The sequence below is a fragment of the Streptomyces parvulus genome, from assembly GCF_014648855.1.
GTDB classification, from domain to species: domain Bacteria; phylum Actinomycetota; class Actinomycetes; order Streptomycetales; family Streptomycetaceae; genus Streptomyces; species Streptomyces parvulus.
On the sequence record NZ_BMRX01000017.1, the window covers coordinates 21749 to 44341 of the forward strand.

The 22593-nt window shown below is 73.9% G+C and carries 2 protein-coding genes (1 of these 2 running past the window's edge); both read left to right on the plus strand.

The features are described from left to right. Complete coding sequence (locus tag IE108_RS29335) at positions 1–16485, plus strand: type I polyketide synthase (RefSeq protein ID WP_064732180.1); 16485 nt, start codon at positions 1–3, stop codon at positions 16483–16485. Continuing rightward, positions 16445–22593: the 5' portion of a type I polyketide synthase gene (locus tag IE108_RS29340; protein WP_444545608.1), read on the plus strand. 4729 nt of this gene lie beyond the right edge of the window; only the first 6149 of its 10878 coding nucleotides appear in the window; it begins with the start codon at positions 16445–16447; the stop codon falls past the right edge of the window. Before IE108_RS29335 ends, IE108_RS29340 begins: the two co-directional genes overlap by 41 nt.

Genomic DNA, 22593 nt, shown 5'->3' on the forward strand with positions numbered 1-22593 from the left:
GTGCGCACCGACCTCATCAAGCCCCTGCCCGTCGCACTCCTGGAGAACGCGGCCCGTCTCCCCGACAAGGTCGCCTTCGCGGACGACAAGCGAGCGGTCACCTACGGGGACCTGGAGGCACGGACGCGCCGGCTGGCCGGACACCTGGCCCACCTGGGCGTCGGACACGGCGACCGGGTGGCCATCTGCCTCGGCAACACCGTGGCCACCGTGGAGAGTTACTTGGCCGTCGTGCGCGCGGGAGGCATCGGCGTACCGCTCAACCCCGCCTCCGCGCCGGCCGAGCTGGAGTACCTGCTCGCCGACAGCGGCGCCCTCGTGGTCATCACCGATGCCACCCGGGCGCGGCACTTCCGGGGCGGGCCCGGCAAGGACACGGGGCCCGTCCTCCTCGTCACGGGGCGCACGGCGGCTGACCTGGCCGAGGAGGCCGGTGTCCACGCCTACGAGGCGCTGGCCTGCTCCGAGCCGCCCCTGCCCGCCAGGGACGACCTCGCCCTGGACGAAGTGGCGTGGATGTTCTACACGTCCGGAACGACGGGCCGGCCCAAGGGCGTGCTGTCGACACAGCGCAACTGCCTGTGGTCCGTGGCCTCGTCCTACGTACCGATCCCCGGCCTCTCGGACCGGGACCGGGTGCTGTGGCCGCTGCCGCTCTTCCACAGCCTCTCGCACATCGCGTGCGTGCTGTCCGTCACCGTCACCGGCGCCACCGCCCGGCTCGTGGACGGCGCCTCCGCCGACGACGTCATGCGGATCCTGAAGGAGGACCGCTCGACCTTCCTCGCCGGCGTCCCCACCACCTACCACCACCTCGTCTCCGCCGCCCGCGACGGCGGCTTCGACGCGCCGGACCTGCGCATCGGCCTGGTCGGGGGCGCCGTCACCGGCCCCGGACTGCGCCGGGACTTCGAGGAGACCTTCGGGGTGCCGCTGGTCGACGCCTACGGCAGCACCGAGACCTGCGGGGCCATCACCATGAACCCGCCCGACGGCCCCCGCGTCGACGGCTCGTGCGGCCTGCCCGTGCCCGGCGTCGACGTCCGCATCGTCGACCCTGTCACCGGCACCGACGCCCCCACGGACGTCGAGGGCGAGGTCTGGGTCAGCGGGCCCAACGTCATGGTCGGCTACCACAACGCCCCCGAGGCGACCGCCGAGGCGATTCGCGACGGCTGGTTCCGTACCGGAGACCTGGCCCGGCGCGACGAGCGCGGCTACTTCGCCATCCGCGGCCGGATCAAGGAACTCGTCATCCGGGGCGGGGAGAACATCCATCCCGAGGAGGTCGAGGCGGTCCTGCGGACCGTCGACGGCGTCGTGGACGCGGCCGTCGCCGGCGCACCGCACGACACGCTCGGCGAAGTACCCGTCGCCTACGTCGTCGCGGGCGACTCCGGCTTCGATGCCGCCGAGCTGATCGCCCGCTGCCGCGAGCGGCTGTCCGCCTACAAGGTGCCGGAACGCGTCCGCGAGGTCGCCGGCATCCCCCGTACCGCGTCGGGCAAGACCAAGCGTCTCGTGCTGGCCGAGCAGCCGGGCAGGCTGCGGTACGCGGCGGACGGTCACCACGACGCGCTGACGCGGGTCGAGTGGCTCCCGGCATCGGAGTCCTCCGGCACCCGCCCGGCCGAGACCCGCCCGGCCGAGACCCGCCCGGCCGAGACCCGCCCGGCCGAGACCCGCCCGGGCGGCGTTCGCTGGGCCGTGGCCGGTCCCGTGGCCGGGCTCCTCGACACCCTGGACGCGGCCGGCGTCGAGGTCCGTCACTACGAGGACCTGGCGGCCTTGGCCGACGCGGTCACCGCCGGCGACCCCGTCCCGGACGTGACGGTCGTCGTACCGCCGCCCGCGACCCCTGCCGCGCGGCACACCGACGCGTTCGCCGCCGCGCGGGAGCGGGCCCGGCGACTGGGCCGGGACCTGGAGACGTGGACCGCGTGGCCGCAGGCGTCGGCCGGCCGGCTGGTCCTCCTCACCCGCGGCGCCGTAGCGGCGACCATCACCGACCCGGCTCAGAACCTGGCCGAGGCGGCGCTCTGGGGCGTCGTGCGCTCCCTGCAGGAGACGCGGCCGGGGTCGCTGACGGTGGTGGACATACCCGACGGAGCGGACGGGTCCGGCCCGGAGGCGTCCCTCGGCACGCTGTCGGCCGTGCTCGCCACTGGAGAGCCGCAGGTCGCGGTGCGTGCAGGGGATCTGCTCGTGCCCCGGCTGACCCCGCTGCCCGTCACCGACCCGCCGCGGCAGGACTCCCCGCGACCGGGCTTCACCGCCCCCGGGAACTCAGGCGGCCCCGCGGACTCAGGCGGCTCCGGCCGCTCCGGAACGGTGCTGGTCACCGGCGCGGACACCGAGCACGGCGCGGCGCTCGCACACCGCCTCGCCACGGTCCATGGCGCGACGTCCCTCCTCCTCGTCGGAGCCCCCGGCAGCCGAGCCGACACCCCGGGCGACGCCCTGGCCTTCGCCGGCACCAGCGTGCTGCGGATCACCGCGGACGCCGCACACCGCGAGCCGCTGCGCGCCGCCCTGGCCGACCTGACCGAACTCGGGCAGCCGGTCATCGCGGTCGTCGACGCGGCCGGAGACCCCGACCTGACCCTGTGCCTCGACCTCCTGACCGCGGGGGACGACCTCCGGACCTGGGTCGCGGCGGTGCCCGGTGCGGCGGGGTTGCCAGGCGTCGCCGGAGCCTCGGACGCGGCCGCGTCCGTGGCCGTAGACGGCAGCCTCTGCGAAGCACTGGTGCGCGCGCGCCGACTGCGGGGCCTGCCCGGATCGTTCCTCACCTGGAGCGGACCTACGGCCGACGCGGCCGCCGGCACCGACATGGGGCGGCTGCGGCAAGACATGCTCGCCGCGTTCGACTTCGCCCTGACCGACGGCTCCCCGGCTCCGCTGGCCGTCCCGCCGCCGGGCGTCGCCGCGGATGGTGAGCAGATACCCGCCATCCTGCGTGCCCTCGCCCCGGCCCCGACGACCGCCGGACGGGGCGAGCCGGACGCGGCCCTCAAGGCATCCCTGCGCGCCGAACTGTCCGGGATGGACGACCGCGCGCAACTGACGTTCCTGGAAGACCTCGTTCGCACCCTCGCAGCCGAGGCGATGCACCTCGCAGGCCCCGCCTCCGTACCCGCCGACCGCGCCTTCCGCGATCTGGGCTTCACCTCGATGGCCGTCGTCGCGCTGCGCAACCGGCTGACCGAGCGCACCGGGCTGCGCCTGCCCACGACGGTCGCCTTCGACCATCCAACCCCGGCGGACCTCGCCGTCTTCCTGCGGTCCGAGATCCTCGGCGTCCCGCAGTCGGCGCCGGTCACCGGACTGGCCCTGACCGCGAACACCGACGACCCGGCCGACCCGGTCGTCATCGTCGGCATGGCCTGCCGGCTGCCCGGCGGGGTGTCCTCGCCCGAACAGCTCTGGAGGCTGGTGGCGGACGGTGTCGACGCCATCTCCGACTTCCCCGAGGACCGGGGCTGGGACCTGAAGCACCTTTACGCACCCGACCAGCCCGAGCGTCCTGGAACCTCCAGCACCAATCAGGGTGGCTTCCTGACCGGGGCGGGTCTGTTCGACGCGGGCTTCTTCGGCATCTCGCCGCGTGAGGCGCTGGCGATGGACCCGCAGCAGCGGCTGCTCCTGGAGGCTTCCTGGGAGGCGTTCGAGAGCGCCGGGATGGACCCGCTCGCGCTCAAGGGCGCCGACGTCGGCGTCTTCTCCGGGCTGTTCGGCCAGGGCTACGGAACGGGTTCCGTCCCACCGGAACTGGAAGGCTTCGCGAGCACCGGTACGGCGTCGAGTGTCGCGTCGGGCCGGGTGTCGTACGTCTTCGGCTTCGAGGGCCCCGCGGTGTCGGTGGACACGGCGTGCTCGTCGTCGCTGGTGGCGATGCATCTGGCCGCGCAGGCGCTGCGCCAGGGCGAGTGCACCACGGCCCTCGCCGGCGGCGTGGCGGTGATGGCGACCCCCGACAACTTCGTCGAGTTCTCCCGGCAGGGCGCCCTCTCCGCGGACGGGCGTTGCAAGGCGTTCGCGGAGGGTGCGGACGGCACGGGCTGGGCCGAGGGTGTGGGGGTCGTGGTCCTGGAGCGCCTGTCGGTGGCACGGGAGCGCGGTCACAAGGTGCTGGCCGTGCTTCGGGGCAGTGCGGTGAACCAGGACGGTGCGTCCAATGGTCTGACGGCGCCGAACGGTCCCTCGCAGCAGCGGGTGATCCGGCGGGCGCTGGCCAGTGCCGGGCTCTCGTCGAGCGATGTGGATGCCGTCGAGGCTCATGGGACGGGCACGGCGCTGGGCGATCCGATCGAGGCGCAGGCGCTGCTGGCGACCTACGGGCAGGGGCGCGATCCGGAACGGCCCTTGTGGCTCGGTTCGTTGAAGTCGAACGTCGGGCATACGCAGGCGGCCGCGGGTGTGGCCGGTGTGATCAAGATGGTGCAGGCGCTGCGGCACGGTGTGCTGCCGGCGACACTGCATGTGGATGCGCCCACGACGCAGGTGGACTGGTCGGCGGGTGCGGTGGAGCTGCTGACGGAGGCGCGGGAGTGGCCGCGCGGGGACCGTCCGCGTCGCGCGGGCGTCTCGTCCTTCGGGGTGAGCGGGACGAACGCGCACCTGATTCTGGAGGAGGCGCCTGCCGAGGAGGACGCCTCCCTGGCTCCCTCTTCCGGTGGTGTGGTGCCGCTGGTTCTGTCGGCGCGGAGTGCGGGTTCCCTTGCCGGACAGGCGGAGCGGCTTGCGGCTGTGGCCGGTTCCGCGGGTGTGCCGTTGGAGTCGGTGGCCGGTTCACTGGTGACGCGTCGAGCTCTGCTGGGTGAGCGCGCGGTGGTCGTGGCCGACTCCGGTGAGGAGGCTGTGGCCGGGCTGCGGGCGCTTGCGCGGGGTGAGAGTGCGCCTGGTGTGGTGTCAGGCAGTTCTGGGGCGCCGGGCCGGGTGGTGTGGGTGTTCCCGGGTCAGGGCTCGCAGTGGGCGGGCATGGGCCGGGAACTCCTCGAAGCCTCCCCGGTGTTCGCCGAGCGGATCACCGAGTGCGCGGCGGCCCTGGAGCCCTTCATCGACTGGTCGTTGATCGACGTACTGCGCGGAGATGCGGACCCCGGCCTGATGGAGCGGGTCGACGTCCTCCAGCCGGCGAGCTTCGCGGTGATGGTGGGTCTGGCGGCCGTCTGGCAATCAGCGGGCGTCAAACCCGATGCGGTGCTGGGGCACTCGCAGGGTGAGATCGCTGCGGCCGCGGTCAGTGGTGCTCTGTCGTTGGAGGATGCGGCTCGCGTCGTGGCGCTGCGCAGTCAGGCCATCGCCGGGCAGCTCGCCGGGCGGGGTGGCATGGCCTCGGTCGCGCTGAGCGAGGACGAGGCGGTCGGGCGGCTGGAACGCTGGGCGGGCCGCGTGGAGGTGGCCGCCGTCAACGGGCCCTCGTCCGTGGTGATCGCCGGTGACGCCGAAGCCCTGGACGAAGCACTGGAGGCCCTGGCCGCCGACGGGATCAGGGTGCGGCGGGTCGCGGTGGACTACGCCTCGCACACCCGGCACGTCGAGGACATCCGCGACACGCTCGCCGAGACCCTCGCTGGCGTCACGGCCCAGGCGCCGTCGATCCCGTTCTACTCGACCGTGACGGGGGAGTGGATCGAGACCGCCGGTGTCCTGGACGGCGGTTACTGGTACCGCAACCTCCGCAGTCAGGTCGGCTTCGGCCCCGCGGTCGCCGTCCTCCTGAAGCAGGGCCACGGCGTCTTCGTCGAGGTCAGCGCGCACCCGGTGCTGGTGCAGCCGATCACCGAGACCGTCTACGCCGCCGACGGCGACACCGACGCTATGGTCACCGGTTCGCTGCGCCGCGAGGACGGCGGCCTGCGCCGTCTGCTCACGTCGATGGCCGAAGTCTTCGTGCGCGGCGTCCCGGTCGACTGGTCCGGCATCCTGCCCGAGGGGGCCACGTCGGCCCGCCTCGAGCTGCCCACGTACGCCTTCGACCACCAGCACTACTGGCTCCAGGCCACGGACGCCCCCACCGATGCCACCGCCCTCGGGCTGGCCGCTGCCGATCACCCGCTGCTCGGTGCGGTCGTCGGCTTGCCGAACTCGGGTGGGCTCGTGGCCACGTCCCGGTGGTCGCTCAGGGCGCAGCCCTGGCTGGCCGAGTACCTGCTGTCCGACACGGTCGTGGTGCCGAACGCCGCTCTGGTCGAACTGGCCGTCCGGCTCGGTGACCTGGCGTCCGTCCCCTTCCTCGACGTACTGACCGTCGACACACCCGTAGTCCTGCCGCAGGGCGGCGACCGCAGCATCCAGGTCGTCGTGGGCGAGTGTGACGGGGAACGGCGGCCGGTGGAGGTCTACTCCCGTGCCGCCGACGCCCCGCTGGACGCGGAGTGGACCCGGCACGCGCACGGCGTTCTGGCGCCGGCCGCCGGTCACGAGACACCTGCCGTACCGGAGCGGGGCGGCGAGGCCGCCGAAGTGCGCCTGGGCGATGCCGTCGGGCAGGACGCCGACCGCTACGGGCTGCACCCGGCACTGCTCGACGCCGCCGTCCGTACGGTCGTCCCGGACGGCACGGTCCCCTCCGTGTGGTCCGGTGTCGCCCTGCTCGCTTCGGGTGCCACCGAACTGCGTGTGCGTGGGGGAGAGGCGTTGGGCGGGGCCGTACCCCTGCTGCTGACCGATCCCACGGGGCGACCCGTGATGTCGGTCGAGGGCGTTCGCGCGACGCCGTTCTCCGCCGAACGGCTGGGAATCGGGGCGGCGTTGCCGTACGACTCGCTGTTCCGGGTCGACTGGGTCCAGGTGCCGTTGCCCGCCGTGGACCGTGTTCTGGGGCTCGTCGCGGTCGGTGGCGGTCGTGACGTCGCCGATTTGGGCGCGACGGGCGGGGCCGCTCCCGACTTCCTGGTGTACGACTCCCGCCCCGAGTCCGCTTCGGGCGACCCGCGGGCGGCGGTCGGCGCCACTCTCGCCGTCCTGCGGGCCTGGCTTGCGGAGCCCGCCCTGGCGGAGACCCGGCTGGCCGTGGTCACGGGCGACTGCGACACGCTCGAAGCGGCCGCGGTGTGGGGTCTGGTGCGGTCGGCCCAGTCGGAGCATCCGGACCGTATCGTCCTCCTGGACCTCGGAGGCGACTTCGCGTCGGTGCCGCCGGCCGCGATCCTGAGCGGTGAGCCGCAACTGAGGATGCGCGGCCGTCTCGCGCACGTCCCCCGCCTCGTGCGGTCGCGCGGCGGGGCGTCGCCCGAGGCCGGAACCGCGGTCCCGCGGCTCGACCCCGAGGGCACCGTCCTGATCACCGGTGGTGCCGGGACGCTCGGCGCGCTGACGGCTCGGCACCTGGTCACGGTGCACGGCGTCCGCCACCTGCTCCTGGTCGGCCGGCGCGGCCGTGCCGAGGGGCTGCGAGAGGAGCTGACCGCGCTCGGCGCGTGCGTCACCGTCGCCGCCTGCGACGTGGCGGACCGGCGCCAGGTCGAGGAACTGCTGCGCACGGTACCGGTCGCGCATCCGCTGACGGCCGTCGTGCACACCGCCGGGGTCCTCGACGACGGGGTGCTCACCGAGCAGACCCCGGACCGCGTCGACACCGTACTGCGGCCCAAGCTCGACGCGGCGCTCCACCTGCACGAGCTGACCCGGGACATGGACCTGGCCGCGTTCGTGCTGTTCTCCTCGGCGGCGGGCGTCCTCGGCAATCCGGGACAGGCCAACTACGCCGCCGCCAACGCCTGCCTGGACGCGCTGGCGCGGCAGCGGCACCGGCTCGGCCTGCCGGCCGTCTCCATCGCCTGGGGCTACTGGTCGACGGTCAGTGCCATGACCGAGCACCTGGACGCCGCCGACCTGCGGCGCAACCGGCGCATCGGCATGGCCGGTCTCACCGCCGCCGAGGGCATGGCGCTTCTAAACGCCGCCCTGGGCTCCGCCGCGGACGCGGACGGCACGCTGCTGGCGGCGAAGTTCGACCTGACCGCCCTGCGCGCCGCGGCGACCGACGGCCCTGTACCCGCGCCGCTGCGCGCACTGGCGCCGGCGCCCCGCCCGGTGGCCGGGTCCGCCGCCCCCGCCCCCGGCAGGGGTGGCGTGGCGGAGCGTCTCGCCGGGCTGAGCGGCACCGAGCAGCACGAGTTCCTGACCGACCTGGTGCGACGGCACGCAGCCGAGGTCCTCGGTCACGCCTCCGCCGACGCGATCCGCGCCGACCGGCCGTTCAAGGACGCCGGCTTCGACTCGCTGACCGCCGTGGAGCTGCGCAACCGGCTCGTCGCCGCGACTGGCCTCACCCTCTCCCCGGCGGTGATCTTCGACTACCCGAAGCCCGCCGTGCTCGCCCGACATCTGCGCGGCAGGCTCCTCGGCACCGCGGAACCGGGTGCGGACGAACTCGCCGTGCGCGGGGCGGCGGACGGCTCGGCCGGTTCGGACACCGGTGACGAGCCGATCGCGATCGTGGCCATGGCCTGCCGTTTCCCGGCCGGCGTCCACAGCCCCGAGGACCTCTGGCGCGTGGTGGCCGACGGCGTCGACGTCGTCACCGAGTTCCCCGACGACCGCGGCTGGGACACCGACCGGCTCTTCGACCCGGACCCCGACCACGCCGGCACGACGTACGTGCGACACGGCGCCTTCCTCGACGACGCCGCCGGGTTCGACGCCGCCTTCTTCGGCATCTCGCCCAACGAGGCGCTGGCGATGGACCCCCAGCAGCGGCTGCTGCTGGAGACGTCCTGGGAGGCCTTCGAGCGGGCCGCGATCGACCCGACGACCCTCGCCGGGCAGGACGTCGGCGTGTTCGTCGGCGTCAACAGCCACGACTACAGCGTCCTCATGCACCAGGCGAGCGGAGTCGAGGGCTTCCGCCTCACCGGCTCCTCCGGCAGCGTCACCTCCGGCCGGGTCGCCTACCACCTGGGTACCGAGGGTCCCGCCATCACCGTCGACACGGCCTGCTCCTCCTCCCTGGTGGCGCTGCACCTGGCCGCGCAGGCCCTCAACCGGGGCGAGTGCACCATGGCGCTGGCCGGTGGCGTGATGGTGATGGGCACCGTCGAGACCTTCGTCGAGTTCTCCCGGCAGCGCGGTCTGGCACCCGACGGGCGGTGCAAGGCGTTCGCGGACGGTGCGGACGGCACCGGCTGGTCGGAGGGCGCCGGGCTGCTCCTGGTCGAGCGGCTGTCGGACGCGCGCCGCAACGGCCACCAGGTCCTGGCCGTCGTCCGGGGGACCGCGGTGAACCAGGACGGCGCGTCGAACGGCCTGACCGCGCCCAACGGCCCCGCCCAGCAGCGCGTCATCCGCAGGGCTCTGGCCCACGCCGGACTGCGGGCCGACGACGTGGACGCCGTCGAAGCGCACGGCACGGGCACGACGCTCGGCGACCCGATCGAGGCGGAGGCACTGCTGGCGACGTACGGCCAGGGCCGGCCCGCCGAACGGCCGCTGTGGCTCGGCTCGGTGAAGTCGAACATCGGCCACACTCAGGCCGCCGCGGGCGTCGCCGGCGTGATCAAGATGGTGATGGCGATGCGGCACGGCGTGCTGCCCCGCACCCTGCACGTGGACCGTCCGTCGACCCACGTCGACTGGTCGGCGGGATCGGTGGAGCTGCTGACCGAGGCGCGGGAGTGGCCGCGCGAGGGCCGCCCGCGCCGGACCGGTGTGTCCTCCTTCGGCATCGGCGGCACCAACGCGCACGTCATCCTCGAAGAGGCCCCCGGCCTCCCGGAGCCCACCCCCGCGGACCGCGAGCCGGCCGGACCCGAAGCGGCGGCGTCGTCCTCCGGGCCCGTACCCGTGCCCGTGCTCGTACCCGTGTCCGGGCGGACGTCGGCAGGGCTGCGCGGGCAGGCCGACCGGCTCGCGCGCTTCCTCGCCGAGCGGCCCGGCACACCGCTCGCGGAGACCGCGCACGCGCTCGCCACCACGCGCGCCCAACTCGACCACCGCGCCGTCGTCCTGGCCACCGACCCGGAGCAGCTCGGCGCCGACCTCGTCGCCCTCGCAGCGGACAGGGCCACCCCCGCGGCGGTCACCGGCGCCCCCGCCACGGGCAGACTGGCCGTCCTCTTCACCGGACAGGGCAGCCAGTGGGCCGGCATGGGCCGCGAACTCGCCGAGGCCTTCCCGGTCTTCAGGGACGCCTTCGACAGCGCGTGCGCCGCCGTCGACATCCACCTGAGCGGACACGCGGACCGTCCGCTGCGCGAGGTCGTCCTCGGCGTGGCCGACGCCCCCGGCAGCGCACTGCTCGACCGCACCCTGTACACCCAGGGCGCCCTGTTCGCCCTGGAGACCGCGCTGTACCGGCTCTTCGAGTCCTGGGGAGTACGCCCGGACCTCGTCGCCGGACACTCCGTCGGAGAGATCACCGCCGCCCACGTCTCCGGCGTCCTCGGTCTTCAGGACGCCGCCGAACTCGTGGCCGCACGGGGCCGGCTGATGCAGGCCCTGCCCGAGGGCGGCGCGATGGTCGCCGTCAAGGCCACGGAGGCCGACCTCGCACCCCTGCTCGACCGGGCCTCGGGCGAGGTCTGCGTCGCCGCGGTGAACGGCCCCGACGCGCTGGTGCTCTCCGGCGCGGAGGACGCCGTGCTCGCCGTCGCCGGGGAACTCGCGCGGCGCGGCCACAAGACGCACCGGCTGACCGTCAGTCACGCCTTCCACTCCGCGCTGATGGAACCCATGCTCGACGAGTTCCGCACGGTCGCGGAGCGCCTGCCCTTCCGCCGGGGGACCCTGCGCGTCGTCTCCACCGTCACCGGTGAACTCGCCACGGACGAACAGCTCACCGACCCCGGTTACTGGGTCGGCCAGGCGCGCGCCGCGGTGCGGTTCGGCGACGCCCTCACCACGCTCGGCGAACAGGGCGCCACGACCTTCCTCGAGCTGGGCCCCGGCGGCGTCCTCACCGCACTCGCCCTCGCCGCGCCCGGCATCCCGGAGCAAGGGTGCCTCGCCACCCTGCGCAAGGACGGTGCCGAACCCGCCGACGTCCTGACCGCACTCGCCCACCTGCACGTGCGCGGCGTACCCCTGGACTGGGCGGCCGTCCTCGGACGTACGACGCCTGCCACCGAGACCGGCACCGAGCTGCCCACCTACGCGTTCCAGCACCGCCGTTACTGGGTCGACACGGCCAACGGCTCCGCCACCGGCAACGGCACCGGCGGTGCCGGCATCGCCACCGCCGACGGCTCCGGCAGCATCGGCGGTGCCGACATCGCCGACCCGCGCGTCGAGAGTGATCAGCGTGCCGTGGCGCCGGACGCGGGCGTGGACGGGGCGTTCGCCGCACGGCTGGCCGGCCTCTCCGCGCAGGAACAGCACCGCACGGTGACGGACCTGGTGAAGGAGAGCGTCGCCGTCGTCCTCGGCCACGGCGACCCGGACGCCTTCGACTGGAACGCCCAGCAGTCCTTCAGGAGCCTCGGCTTCGATTCCCTCGGCGGGGTCAAGCTCCGCAACCGGCTCCGCGACTTCACCGGGGTCGAACTGCCCGCCACGCTCGTCTTCGACTACCCCACCCCCGAGGTGCTGGTCGACCACCTGCGGGCCGAACTGCTCGGCGAGCAGGCGCAGTCGCCCGGTGCGACCACCGCCACCGGCCTGACGGCGGCCACGGACGAGCCGATCGCGATCGTCGCCATGAGCACTCGGCTGCCGGGCGGCGTGGACAGCCCCGAAGCCCTGTGGGAACTCGTGTCGGAAGGCCAGGACGCCATCACCGGCTTCCCCGTCGACCGCGACTGGGACCTCGACGGCCTGTACCACCCCGACCCCGACCACCCCGGCACGAGCTACACCCGCTCCGGCGGATTCCTCCACGAGGCCGCGCAGTTCGACGCCGCGCTCTTCGGGATCTCGCCGCGTGAGGCGCTCGCCATGGACCCGCAGCAGCGGCTGCTCCTGGAGACCTCGTGGGAGGCGCTGGAACGCGCGGGCATCGACCCGCTCTCCACCCGGGGCAGCGACATCGGAGTCTTCACCGGCATCGTCCACCACGACTACGTCACCCGGCTCCGCGAGGTGCCCGCGGACGTGCAGGGCTATCTCATGACCGGTACGGCGTCGAGTGTGGCGTCGGGCCGGGTGTCGTACGTCTTCGGCTTCGAGGGCCCGGCGGTCACCGTCGACACGGCGTGCTCGTCGTCCCTGGTGGCGATGCACCTGGCCGCGCAGGCGCTGCGCCAGGGCGAGTGCTCGATGGCGCTCGCCGGCGGCGCCACCGTCATGGCCAGTCCGGACGCCTTCATGGAGTTCTCCCGGCAACGGGGCCTGTCCGCGGACGGGCGTTGCAAGGCGTTCGCGGAGGGTGCGGACGGCACGGGCTGGGCCGAGGGTGTCGGGGTCGTGGTCCTGGAGCGCCTGTCGGTGGCACGGGAACGGGGTCACAAGGTTCTCGCGGTGCTGAAGGGCAGCGCGGTCAATCAGGACGGTGCGTCCAATGGTCTGACGGCGCCGAACGGTCCCTCGCAGCAGCGGGTGATCCGGCGGGCGCTGGCCAGTGCCGGGCTCTCGGCGTCCGACGTGGACGTCGTCGAGGCGCACGGGACGGGCACGGCGCTGGGCGATCCGATCGAGGCGCAGGCCCTGCTGGCGGCCTACGGCAAGGAGCGCGATGCCGAACGGCCGCTGTGGCTCGGTTCGTTGAAGTCGAACATCGGTCACGCTCAGGCGGCCGCGGGTGTGGCCGGTGTGATCAAGATGGTGCAGGCGCTGCGGCACGGTGTGCTGCCGGCGACACTGCATGCGGATACGCCCACGACGCAGGTGGACTGGTCGGCGGGTGCGGTGCAGCTGCTGACCGAGGCGCGGGAGTGGCCGCGTGAGGAGCGGCGTCCGCGCCGTGCGGGCGTGTCCTCGTTCGGAGCCAGCGGCACGAACGCCCACGTAATCCTGGAGGAGGCGCCTGCCGAGGACGAGGGCCCGGTTCGGGCTCCGTCGTCCGGTGGTGTGGTGCCGCTGGTCCTTTCGGCGCGGAGTGCTGGATCGCTGGCCGGACAGGCCGGGCGCCTCGCGTCCTTCGTCGAGCGGAACGACGGGGTCGACCTGGTCGACGTCGCCGGCGCGTTGGTCGGCGGGCGTGCGGTGCTGGGTGAGCGTGCGGTGGTGGTGGCCGATACCGACGGCGGGGCGCTCACCGGTCTGCGGGCGCTGGTGCGGGGTGAGGGTGCCCCTGGTGTGGTGTCCGGCAGCTCGGGGACGCCAGGCCGGGTGGTGTGGGTGTTCCCGGGTCAGGGCTCGCAGTGGGCCGGCATGGGCCGGGAACTCCTCGATGCCTCCCCGGTGTTCGCCGAGCGGATCACCGAGTGCGCGGCGGCCCTGGAGCCCTTCATCGACTGGTCGTTGATCGACGTGCTGCGTGGTGATGCCGACCCGGGTCTGATGGAGCGGGTCGACGTCCTCCAGCCGGCGAGTTTCGCGGTAATGGTGGGTCTCGCGGCCGTCTGGCAGTCGGTGGGCGTCAAACCCGGTGCGGTGCTGGGGCATTCGCAGGGTGAGATCGCAGCCGCGTGTGTGTCGGGTGCCCTGTCGTTGGAAGACGCGGCTCGGGTCGTGGCGTTGCGCAGTCAGGCCATCGCCGGGCAGCTTGCCGGGCGGGGCGGTATGGCCTCGGTCGCGTTGAGCGAGAGCGAGGCGGTCGGGCGGCTGGAACGCTGGGCGGACCGGGTCGAGGTAGCCGCCGTCAACGGGCCGTCCTCCGTAGTGATCGCCGGTGACGCCGAAGCGCTGGACGAGGCCCTGGAGGCGCTGGCCGCCGACGGGATCCGGGTACGGCGGGTCGCGGTGGACTACGCCTCCCACACCCGGCATGTCGAGGACATCCGCGACACGCTCGCCGACACCCTCGCCGAAGTCACGGCCAAGGCCCCGTCGATCCCGTTCTACTCGACCGTCACGGGGGAGTGGATCGCGAACGAAGGCGTCCTGGACGGCGGTTACTGGTACCGCAACCTCCGCGGCCAGGTCGGCTTCGGCCCCGCGGTAGCCGCCCTCCTGAAGCAGGGCCACGGCGTCTTCGTCGAGGTCAGCGCGCACCCCGTGCTGGTCCAGCCGATCACCGAGACCGTCTACGCCGCCGACGGCGACACCGACGCTATGGTCACCGGTTCGCTGCGCCGCGAGGACGGCGGCCTGCGCCGTCTGCTCACGTCGATGGCCGAACTCTTCGTGCGCGGCGTGCCGGTCGACTGGTCCGGCATCCTGCCCGACGGGGCCACCTCGGCCCGCGTCGAGCTGCCCACGTACGCCTTCGACCGCCAGCACTACTGGCTCCAGGAAGCGGAGGCGACCGGCGAGGCCGCCGATGTCGCGGAAGGTGCCGACTCCGACTTCTGGCAGGCGGTGGAGCAGGCCGACCTGAACGCCCTCACCGAACTGCTGGAGACGGCGACGGCCGAGGAACGCGACGCGCTGGGCAGTGTCGTGCCCGTCCTCGCCGAGTGGCGCGGGAAGCGCCGTGAGCGGTCCAGCGCTGAGAGGCTGCGCTACCACGTCACCTGGCAGCCGCTGGAACGCGATGCCGCCGGTGTGCCGGGCGGGCAGTGGCTGGTGGTCGTACCGGCCGAGCGACCGGACGACACCGCCATCGACGCGCTCCTGGAGGAGTTGACCGGTCAGGGACTCGGCATGGTCCTGCTGGAGGTGGACGACGCCGACCGGACGCGGGAGCGCCTCGTCGAGCGGCTGACCGGCGTGCTGGCCGGACGGGACGTGTCCGGAGTGCTGTCCCTGCTCGCCCTGGACGAGCGGACCGCCGGGGGCCCGCAGGACCCGCTCGCCGTCACCGCCTCGACGCTCGCACTGGTCCAGGCCCTGGCCGACAGCCTCGTCACCCAGCCCCTGTGGTGCCTGACCAGGGGCGCGGTGAACATGGGCATCAACGACACGCTCACCTCGCCGGCCCAGGCGGCCCTGTGGGGTCTGGGGCGTGCCGCCGCGCTGGAACGCCTGGACCGGTGGGGCGGTCTGGTCGACCTGCCCGCCAGGACGGACGCGCGTGCCGCGCAGTATCTGCTCGGTGTGCTGAACGGCGTCGGCGGCGAGGACCAACTGGCGGTCCGCCGCTCGGGCGTGTACAGCCGCCGCCTGGTGCGCAAGCCCGCGCCGGACGCGACGGCCGGTGACGGCCGCTGGCAGCCGCGGGGCACCGTCCTGGTGACCGGCGGCGCCGAAGGCCTCGGCCGGCACGTCGCCGTGCGGCTGGCGCAAGCGGGCGCCGACCGGCTCGTCGTCACCACCACCGCGCGGGCGCCCGGGACGGCCGTACCGGACCTGACCGCCGAACTGGCCGGGCTGGGCCTCGACACGGCGGTGGCGTCCTGCGCGGACACGGACCGGGAGGCGATCACGCGGCTGCTGGCCGGGACCGAACACCCTCTCACCGCGGTCGTGCACGCCGCCGACATCACCCGGACCAGCTCCATCGACGACACCGGCGCCGCGGAACTCGCCGAGGTCTTCGCGGCCAAGGTGGACACCGCCGTATGGCTGGACGAGCGGTTCGAGGACACCCCGCTCGACGCGTTCGTGGTGTTCTCCTCCATCGCCGGGGTGTGGGGCGGTGGCGGGCAGGGCCCGTCCGGAGCGGCCAACGCCGTCCTCGACGCCCTGGTCGAGTGGCGTCGCGCCCGGGGACTGAGGGCGACGGCGATCGCCTGCGGTGCGCTCGACGAGATCGGCGTGGGCATGGACGAGGCCGCCCTCGCCCAGTTGCGGCGGCGGGGTGTCCTTCCCGTCGACCCGAAGCTGGCGGTGACCGCCATGGTGCAGGCGGTGCAGGCGGGCGAGAAGTTCGTGACCGTGGCCGACATGGACTGGGGCGCCTTCGTCCCGGCGTTCACCTCGGTCCGGCCCAGCCCGCTCCTGGCCGACCTGCCCGAGGCGAAGGCGGTGCTCCAGGCGGCGCAGCGCGACAGCGAGAACACCGACGCCGCCGCTTCCCTCGCCGACTCGCTGCGGGCCGTCACGGACACCGACCAGAACCGCATCCTGCTCCGCCTGGTGCGCAGCCACGCCTCCGTCGTCCTCGGCCACGGCGGCGCCGAGGGCATCGGGCCGCGGCAGGCGTTCCAGGAGGTCGGCTTCGACTCGCTGGCCGCCGTGAACCTGCGCAACAGCCTCGGAGCGGCAACCGGCCTGCGGCTGCCCGCCACGCTGGTCTTCGACTACCCCACGCCGGAGGCACTGGTCGGCTACCTGCGCGCCGAGCTGCTCCAGGACACCGAGGACGCCGAGGACGCGGTGGACGAGCGGGAGGACGACCTCAGGCAGGTGCTGGCCTCCGTACCGTTCGCCCGCTTCAAGGAGGCCGGTGTCCTCGACGCACTCCTGTCACTCGCCGACAACGCCGCCGGCGACGAGCAGGACGAGCACGGCGAGAGCGCTGACGGGTCGGCTGCCGGGGAGCCACAGGCCGGCACCGAGGAACTGATCGACGCAATGGACGTTGCCGGTCTGGTGCAACGGGCCTTGGGCAAGACGAGCTGACCCATCGATGGTCAAGGAACCGTGGAGGATGGTTATGTCCGCGCCGGACGAGCAGGTTGTCGAGGCACTGCGAGCCACACTGAAGGAGAACGCCCGGCTCCAGCAGGAGAACAGCGACCTCGCGGCCGCGGCCACCGAGCCCATCGCGATCGTCTCGATGGCCTGCCGGTACGCCGGTGGGATCCGCAGCCCCGAGGACCTGTGGCGGGTGGTGTCCGAGGGCGCCGACGTCTACACGCCCTTCCCCGACGACCGGGGCTGGGACCTGGAAGGGCTCTACCACCCCGATCCGGACAACCCCGGAACGACGTACGTGCGTGAGGGAGCCTTCCTCCACGAGGCGGGCCGGTTCGACGCCGCGTTCTTCGGCATATCGCCCCGCGAGGCGCTCGCGATGGACCCGCAGCAGCGTCAACTGCTCGAAGTCTCCTGGGAGGCCCTGGAGCGGGCCGGCATCGACCCCCACTCGGTGCGGGGCAGCGACATCGGCGTCTACGCCGGCATGGTGCACCAGGACTACGCCCCCGACCTGAGCGGCCACGAGGACTTCCTCAGCCTGGAACGCGCCCTCGGCACCGCGGGCGGCGTCGCGTCCGGCCGCGTCGCCTACACGCTCGGGCTCGAAGGGCCCGCCGTCACCGTCGACACCATGTGCTCCTCGTCGCTGGTGGCGACCCACCTCGCCGCCCAGGCACTGCGCCGCGGGGAGTGCTCGATGGCCCTCGTCGGCGGCTCCACCGTGATGGCCACACCCGGCGGCTTCGTCGGCTTCGCCCGGCAGCGGGCCCTCGCCTTCGACGGCCGCTGCAAGTCCTACGCGGCCGGTGCCGACGGCTCGGGCTGGGCCGAGGGCGTAGGCGTCCTGCTCCTGGAGCGGCTGTCCGTCGCAAAGGAACGCGGCCACCAAGTCCTCGCCGTGCTGCGGGGCAGCGCCGTCAACCAGGACGGCGCGTCCAACGGCCTGACCGCGCCCAACGGTCCCGCGCAGCAGCGGGTCATCCGCAAGGCCCTGGCCGGCGCCGGGCTCGCCCCGGCCGACGTGGACACGGTGGAGGGCCACGGCACGGGCACCGTACTCGGCGACCCCATCGAGGCGCAGGCGCTGCTCGCCACGTACGGACAGGGCCGCGACCCGGAGAAGCCGCTGTGGCTCGGCTCGGTCAAGTCCGTCATCGGGCACACGCAGGCGGCCTCCGGCGTGGCCGGCGTCATCAAGACGGTCCAGGCGCTGCGGCACCGAGAGATGCCGGCGACGCTGCACCTGGACGCGCCGACGCCCCAGGTGGACTGGTCGACGGGCGCCGTGAAGCTGCTGACCGAAGCGCGCCAGTGGCCGGACGAGGGACGTCCGCGGCGCGCCGGCGTCTCCTCGTTCGGAGCCAGCGGGACCAACGCCCATCTGATCCTTGAGGAAGCACCGCGAGAGGAGACGGAGACCGGCCACGAGGACGCGCGGGTCGAGGCGCCCGCCGACTCCGTACCCCTCGTGGTCTCGGCGGGCACCCCCGCCTCCCTGGCCGCGCAGGCGGAACGGCTGGCGTCGTTCCTGGAGAACGGTGCCGGCGGCGCCTCGCTCACCGGTGTGGCCGGCGCGCTGGCGACCGGGCGTGCGGTGCTGGGCGAGCGCGCGGTGGTCGTGGCCGGCTCGGACGACGAGGCGCTCGCCGGACTGCGTGCCCTCGCCCGGGGCGAGAGCGCGGCCGGGGTCCTCACCGGTACGGGGACGCCGGGCAAGGTGGTGTGGGTGTTCCCGGGCCAGGGCTCGCAGTGGGCGGGCATGGGCCGGGAGCTGCTGGACGCCTCGCCCGTGTTCGCCGAGCGGATCGCCGCATGCGCGGCGGCCCTGGAGCGCTGGGTGGACTGGTCGCTCGTCGATGTGCTGCGCGGTGACGCCGACCCGGGTCTGATGGAGCGGGTCGACGTCCTCCAGCCGGCGAGTTTCGCGGTGATGGTGGGTCTGGCGGCCGTCTGGTCTTCGGTGGGTGTCGAGCCGGACGCGGTGGTCGGTCACTCGCAGGGTGAGATCGCGGCCGCGTGTGTGTCGGGTGCGCTGTCGTTGGAGGACGCGGCTCGCGTCGTGGCGCTGCGCAGTCAGGCCATCGCCGGGCAGCTCGCCGGGCGGGGCGGCATGGCCTCGGTCGCGCTGAGCGAGGACGAGGCGGCCGGGCGGCTGGAGCGCTGGGCGGGCCGCGTGGAGGTCGCCGCTGTCAACGGGCCGTCCTCCGTGGTGATCGCCGGTGACGCCGGGGCGCTGGACGAGGCGCTGGACACCCTGGAGGACCAGGGCGTGCGGGTGCGGCGGATCGCCGTGGACTACGCCTCGCACACCCGGCACGTCGAGCGCATCCGGGACACCCTCGCCGACGCACTGGCCGGCATCGGCGCGCAGGCCCCGTCGATCCCGTTCTACTCGACCGTGACGGGGGAGTGGATCGAGAACGAAGGCGCCCTGGACGGCGGTTACTGGTACCGCAACCTCCGTGGCCAGGTCGGCTTCGGCCTCGCGGTCGCCGACCTGTTGGAGCAGGGCCACGGTGTCTTCGTCGAGGTCAGCGCGCACCCGGTGCTGGTCCAGCCGATCACCGAGACCGTCTACGACACCGACGCCGGTGCGGACGTCGTCGTGACCGGTTCGCTGCGGCGGCGGGAGGGCGGACTGCGCAGGCTCCACGCCTCCATGGCCGAACTGTTCGTGTGCGGCGTGCCCGTCGACTGGACGCCGGTACTGCCCGCCGGCGCCACCTCGGCCCGCGTGGACCTGCCGACGTACGCCTTCGACCAACAGCACTACTGGCTGCGGATGGGCGGCTCGGCCACGGACCAGGCGTCGCTCGGGCTGGCCGGAGCCGACCACCCGCTGCTCGGCGCGGTCGTGGAACTCCCCCAGTCCGACGGCCTGGTCTTCACCTCGCGCCTGTCGCTCCAGACCCACCCCTGGCTCGCCGGCCACGCGATCGGCGGCGTCGTCATCGTCCCCGGCACGGTCTACGTCGACCTCGCGGTGCGCGCAGGCGACGAGTTCGGCCACGGCGTCCTGGAAGAACTCGTGATCGAGGCGCCCCTGGTGCTGCCCGAGCGCGGCGGAGTACGCGTCCAGGTCGCCGTGAGCAGCCCGAACGCGGGCGGCCTGCGCACCGTGGACGTGTACTCGCTGCGCGAGGACGGCGGCGACGGCGGCACGGACGGGTGGACACGGCACGCCACCGGACTCCTGTCGGCCGCTTCCACCACCCGGGACGACGACTTCGACTTCGCCGCCTGGCCGCCGCCCGGCGCCGAGCCGGTCGACGTCGAGAACTTCTACGGCGACCTCACCGAACGCGGCTACGCCTACGGGCCGGCCTTCCAGGGGCTGCGCGCCGTCTGGCGGCGCGGTGACGAGGTCTTCGCCGAGGCGTCCCTGCCCGAGGAACAGCGCGAGGACGCGGGCAGGTTCGGCATCCACCCGGCGCTCCTCGACGCCGCGCTGCACACGAACGCGCTCGCCGCCCCCGACGACGGACGCAAGGTGCTGCCGTTCGCCTGGAACGGCCTGGTGCTGCACGCCACGGGCGCCTCGGCCCTCAGGGTGCGGGTCGCGCCGTGCGGCCCCGACGCGCTGTCCTTCAAGGCCGCCGACGAGACCGGCGGCCTGGTGCTGACCATGGACTCGCTGGTCTCCCTGCCCGTCTCCACCGACCAGCTCGACGCCGCGGCGGCCCACGACACCCGCGACGCGCTGTTCGGCGTGGAGTGGACCGAACTGCCCGCCGCGCAGGACCCCACGACCGTCCCCGCGTGGACGCGGGTCGGCACCGCCGACGACGTGACGGACCTGGCCCGGCGCACCGACGCCCCGGCGATCGCCGTTCTGGAGGCCGTCGCCGAGAACGACGGCGAGGGTGCCGTACTGGCCCTGACCTCGCACGTCCTCGGCGTGGTGCAGGCATGGCTGGCCGCCGACGGACCGGCCGACTCCCGGCTCGTGGTGGCCACCCGGGGAGCGGTGCCCGCCGGAGACGGCGTCGTGACCGACCCCGCCGGATCGGCCGTGTGGGGACTGGTCCGCGCCGCACAGGCCGAGCACCCCGACCGGATCACCCTCGTCGACACCGACCCGGCCGCCACCGACGGACCGGCCGCCTTCCTCACCGCCGGCGGACCGGCGGCCGCATTCCTCGCCGCGGCGGCATCCGGCGACGAACCGCAACTCGCCGTGCGCGGCACCGCCCTCTCCGTGCCCCGGCTCGCCCGGGTCACCGGCCAGGTCCCCGACGAGCCCGAGGTCTTCGGCCCGCAGGGCACGGTCCTCGTCACCGGCGGCACCGGCTCCCTGGGCGCCCTGGTGGCCCGCCACCTCGTCACCCGGTACGGCGTACGGCACCTGGTGCTGGCCGGACGGCGCGGCCCGGACACCGAGGGCGTACCGCAGCTCGTCGCCGAACTGACCGAACAGGGCGCCGCCGTCTCCGTGGTGGCCGCCGACGTCTCCCGCCGCGACGACGTCGAGGCCCTCCTGGCGTCCGTGCCGGACGAACACCCCCTCAACGGTGTGGTGCACCTCGCCGGTGTCCTGGACGACGGAGTGATCGGTGCGCTCGACCCGGAACGCCTCGCCGCAGTCTTCGCCCCCAAGGTCGACGCCGTACGCCACCTCGACGAACTGACGCGGGACCTGAACCTCGACGCGTTCGTCGTCTTCTCCTCGGCCGCGGCCCTGATGGGCTCGGCGGGTCAGGGCAACTACGCCGCCGCCAACGCCTACCTCGACGGCCTGATGGCCAGGCGCCGCGAGGCGGGACTGCCCGGCCTGTCCCTGGCCTGGGGCCTGTGGGAGCAGAACACCGGACTGACCGCCCACCTCGGCGCCGTCGACCAGGCCCGCATGAGCCGCGGCGGCGTCCTCGCCCTGACACCGGCCGAGGGGCTGCACATCCTCGACGTCGGCCTGCACATGGGCCAGGCACTCCTCGTACCGATCAAGCTCGACCTGCGGACGCTGCGCGGCCAGGCCGCGGACGGCGGGGGAGTACCCCACCTGCTGCGCGGGCTGGTCCGCGCCGGCCGCCGCACCGCCCGAGCCGCCGCCGGCGACAGCAGCGCGCTGGTCCAGCGCCTCGCCGGTCTGGCCCAGGAGGAGCAGGAGAGCGTCCTGCTCTCCGTCGTCCAGGCCGAGGCGGGTGCCGTACTGGGCTTCACCAGCCAGGACCTGACCCAGGGCACCCGCGGATTCAGCGAGATCGGCTTCGACTCGCTGACCGCCGTGGAACTGCGCAACCGGCTCAGCGCCGCCACCGGCGTGAAACTCCCCGCCACCCTGATCTTCGACTACCCGACCCCGGTCGCCCTGGCCCGCCACCTGCGCGAGGAACTCGGCGAGACGGACGCCGCGGTGGCCGGCGGCCCCGCCGCCCCCGCACCGGTCCCGGCCGCCGACCCCGGCGAGCCGATCGCCATCGTCGGCATGGCCTGCCGCCTGCCGGGCGGGGTGAAGGGCCCCGACGACCTGTGGCACCTGGTCTCCGAAGGCCGCGAGGGCATGTCCGCCTTCCCCGACGACCGGGGCTGGGACCTGGACGGCCTCTTCGACGCCGACCCCGACCACGCCGGTACCTCCTACTCCACCAAGGGCGGCTTCCTGGAGGGCGCGGGACTCTTCGACGCGGGCTTCTTCGGGATCTCACCGCGTGAGGCGCTCGCGATGGACCCCCAGCAGCGACTGCTCCTCGAAGCCTCCTGGGAGGCCCTGGAGCGGGTGGGCATCGACCCGAGCACGGCGCGCGGAGAGAACATCGGAGTCTTCTCCGGGGTCTCCATCCACGACTATCTCGAGTCCCTGAGCAACATGCCCGCAGAACTCGAAGGCTTCGTCACGACCGCCACCGCGGGAAGCGTGGCCTCGGGCCGCGTCTCGTACGTCTTCGGCTTCGAGGGCCCGGCGGTCACCGTCGACACGGCGTGCTCGTCGTCGCTGGTGGCGATGCACCTGGCCGCGCAGGCGCTGCGCCAGGGCGAGTGCTCGATGGCGCTCGCCGGCGGCGTCGCCGTGATGGGCTCGCCGATCGGCGTCCTCGGCATGTCACGCCAGCGCGGCCTGGCCGCCGACGGCCGCTGCAAGGCCTACGCCGA